Raw genomic sequence first — 3,258 nt, 5'->3', positions numbered from 1 at the left:
GCTCCGCAGGATGCCCGCGATCGGCGTAGCGGGACGAATCGAACCCGTATCCCGCCTCCGAACCGGAACTCCCCGCACCGCCGTTCACCGACCGTTCGTCGAACCGTTCGTCGACGCGATCGACCGTCCGTCGCAGATGTTTGTACGCGCCCTGTCGCTGAGTGACGGGGCCGGTGTGCCATAACCGCCATGACCGCCACACTCACGCAGCCGAAGACGACCGCTGAGCATGAACTCGCCGCGCTCCAGCGGGAACACGGGCGGCCACTCTTCGCGCTGCTGCTGCGGCTGAGCGACGGCGACCGGCAGCGCGCGGAGGACCTCGTCCAGGAGACGCTGGTGCGGGCGTGGCAGCACCCCGAGGCGCTACGCGCGGACGACTTCGACTCGGTGCGGCCCTGGCTGATGACGGTCGGGCGGCGGCTCGCGATCGACGCGCGCCGGGCGCGGCAGGCCCGCCCGGCGGAGGTCGGGGACGCGGTGCTGGAACACGCACCCGTGTGCGCCGACCACGCCGAGCGCGCGGCGGCGGCGCTCGACGTCCGCGAGGCTGTGAAGACTCTCACTCCCGAGCACCGGGAAGTCCTGGTGCTGGTGTATTTCCAGGGGGCGAGTGTGGCGGAGGCCGCCGAGATACTCGGCATCCCGCCCGGTACGGTGAAGTCGCGCGCGTACTACGCGCTGCGCGCCCTGCGCCGGGTCCTTCCGGGTTACGCGGCCGACCTGCGCTGAAACCCATCGCAGAGTCAAACCTCCGTAAAGCGCCTTGCCTCAGACCCCGGTTGAGTAATCGGCTGTTCCCATCCGTGTTCCGGACTGGGGGCCCGGCGACGGGCGACGGCACACCGGAGGGAAGGCTGCGAGAGATGCTGCACAGAGATCATCCGGGCCAGGACGGGCCCGACGACGGCTCCGGCGACGGTGAACTGACCGTCCCCATGGCCTGGTTGTACGCCGAGTACATCGCCGACGAACTCCTGCGCACCGGCGACCTGATGCCGCCGACGTCGTTCGAGTTCCGCGCCGGGCGCGACGCGCTGGCGCTCACCATCTTCCTGTCGGACACCGACGGGGAACTCCCCGGCATCCGGGTCGTGACCCAGCTGGAGACGTGGCTCTCGCTGACCGCGTACGACCAGCCCTGGCAGGACTGGGTGGGTGAGCGGATGGCCGGGCTCGCCGCGCGTGTCGCGCGGTCGGGGCTGGACTCGCCGGACCTGCGGCTCGCCGAGGACGCGTGGCGGTGGCTGGAGGAGACGGAACTCCTCGCGCCCGACCTCAACGCGGTGCCGGGCGGCGGCGCGGCGATCGGCATCGGGGAGGACGAGGGACCGAAGGTGTGGACGCCCGCCTGGCAACTCGGGCTGCCGCTCGGACACTTGGCGATCCACCTGTTCTGAGCCGACCGGACCCCTCGCCAAAAAAATCTTCCGATCCGACCAATCCGCCCGCGCGACGGCTCCGAACATCTGGGTCACGATTCTGTACACGGCTTGAGTGATTCCCGGGCCGGGTGCGTACCGGTGGGAGCAAGGAGTAACCCCAACCGCACCCAACGGCACGAGGATTCGGCGATGAGGTCCCTGGAACAGCATGTGGACGTCGGCGCGTACGCGCTCGGTGTCCTGGACGAAGCGGAAGCCTTCCGCTTCGAGGACCACCTCATGGAGTGTCCTCGGTGCGCGGCTCAGGTCACGGAATTCGGCCCGGCGACACGGCAGTTGATGCTGTACCGGCGCGCGACCCCGCGCTCGGTGCACCCCTTCGCCGGTCCCGGGCCCCGGCTCCTGGACAAGCTCCTCGACCAGGTCGCCGCCCGGCGCCGGGCGCTGCGCCGCCGGTTCCTGTACGGGCTGGCCGCGTCCGTCGTCGTCGCGCTGACCGGGCCCGCGCTGATGATGACCGTCGGCGGCAGGGGCAGTCAGGAGGCCGTGGCGAGCAGCGAGGTGCGGATCGCCGCGACCGACCAGAGGTCCGGGGTGTGGGCGCAGGTGACGGCCGCCGACAAGACGTGGGGCGCGGACATCGAGCTCCAGGTCAAGGACGGGGCGGGGCCGCGCAACTGCCGGCTCGTCATCGTCGGGCGGGACGGCAGCGAGGAGACGGCGACGGGGTGGATGGTGCCGGACCACGACGCGCGGCCCAACACGATGCACGGGGGGACGGCGATGCACACGCGGGACGTCGCGTTCTACGACGTGCGCAGCGCCGACAACACGACGCTGCTGCGGATCCCGGCGGGGAAGTGAACGGCAGGGCGGTGAACGGCGCGGCGGTCAACGGCGGTGCGGTGAGCGGCGGTTACTTCAGGAGCCGGGACATCCTGCGGTCCGCGAGGGGCTTGCCGCCCGTCTGGCAGGTCGGGCAGTACTGGAGCGAGGAGTCGCTGAAGGAGACCTCGCGGATCGTGTCCCCGCACACCGGGCACGGCTCGCCGGTCCTGCCGTGCACGCGCAGGCCGCTCTTCTTCTCCGCCTTGAGCCGGCCCGCGGCCACGCCGTGGGAGCGCTCCACGGCGTCCCGCAGGGTGGTGCGCAGCGCCTCGTACAGCGCGTGCGTCTCCTCCGGTGTGAGCGAGGCCGCCCGTTTGAACGGGGACATGCGGGCCGCGTGCAGGATCTCGTCGCTGTAGGCGTTCCCGACGCCCGCGATGAGGCTCTGGTCGCGCAGCGCGCCCTTCAGCTGCCGCCGCTCCCCCGCGAGCAGCTCCGCGAGACGCGCCTCGTCGAAGTCGTCGGCGAGCGGATCGGGGCCGAGCCTCGCGACGCCGGGTACGTCCTGGGGGTCCCCTACGACGTACACCGCGAGTTTCTTCTGCGTACCGGCCTCGGTGAGGTCGAACCCGGCGCCCGTCTCCAGGGCGACCCGCAGGGCGAGGGGGCCTTTTCCGGGGCGGGGCATGCCGTCGGGGAGGCAGTCCTTCCAGTGCAGCCAGCCGGCGCGGGCGAGGTNNCGCCGCCCGTCTCGACGGCCAGGAACTTCCCGTACCGCCGCACGGCGACGGCCTCGTGGCCCTCGACGGCGGTCACGGGCGGGTCGTACGTCTTCAGGACGCTGATCGCGACGGGCAGCACCCGGACGATCTCGTGACCGACCAGGTGCTCGGCGAGGAAGTCCTTGAGGGCCTCGACCTCGGGCAGCTCGGGCATGGGTCCAGGGTCTCAGGAGGGGTCGGGCAGGGCGAATTCGCACCAGACGCACTTGCCGCCGCCCCGCGCCTCCACCCCCCACCCGTCCGCGAGCAGGTCCACCAGCAGC

3 protein-coding genes and 2 pseudogenes are annotated in these 3,258 nt (G+C 71.6%); 3 read left to right on the top strand and 2 right to left on the bottom strand.

Annotation, left to right across the window (positions count from 1 at the left end; translation table 11 throughout):
• The first annotated feature begins 189 nt into the window (after window positions 1-189).
• The 3 genes from AOK24_RS39940 to AOK24_RS39930 all read left to right on the top strand — a co-directional run bounded on the left by AOK24_RS39940 (window position 190) and on the right by AOK24_RS39930 (window position 2,249).
• The gene (locus AOK24_RS39940) at window positions 190-732 is read left to right on the top strand and encodes a sigma-70 family RNA polymerase sigma factor (protein ID WP_055724814.1); all 543 of its coding nucleotides are present in this window, start codon (window positions 190-192) and stop codon (window positions 730-732) included.
• A 134-nt stretch (window positions 733-866) separates the two neighbouring features.
• On the top strand, window positions 867-1,400 hold the full coding sequence (locus tag AOK24_RS39935) for a hypothetical protein (protein ID WP_055724813.1): 534 nt from the start codon (window positions 867-869) through the stop codon (window positions 1,398-1,400).
• A 174-nt stretch (window positions 1,401-1,574) separates the two neighbouring features.
• Window positions 1,575-2,249, top strand: a complete 675-nt coding sequence (locus AOK24_RS39930) for a zf-HC2 domain-containing protein (RefSeq protein ID WP_055724812.1) — start codon at window positions 1,575-1,577, stop codon at window positions 2,247-2,249.
• A gap of 52 nt (window positions 2,250-2,301) precedes the next feature.
• Here AOK24_RS39930 and AOK24_RS39925 read toward each other — a convergent pair.
• A pseudogene (locus AOK24_RS39925) lies at window positions 2,302-2,951 on the bottom strand (zinc finger domain-containing protein); the annotation flags it as partial.
• Between the two features lie 2 nt (window positions 2,952-2,953).
• Window positions 2,954-3,149, bottom strand: a pseudogene (locus tag AOK24_RS51790) (DNA-formamidopyrimidine glycosylase family protein); the annotation flags it as partial.
• Between the last annotated feature and the right edge of the window lie 109 nt (window positions 3,150-3,258).

This window comes from Streptomyces niveiscabiei, assembly GCF_001419795.1.
GTDB classification, from domain to species: domain Bacteria; phylum Actinomycetota; class Actinomycetes; order Streptomycetales; family Streptomycetaceae; genus Streptomyces; species Streptomyces niveiscabiei.
Note: the sequence above shows the minus strand (reverse complement) of the source record. Positions and strands in the feature narration are given on the sequence as shown.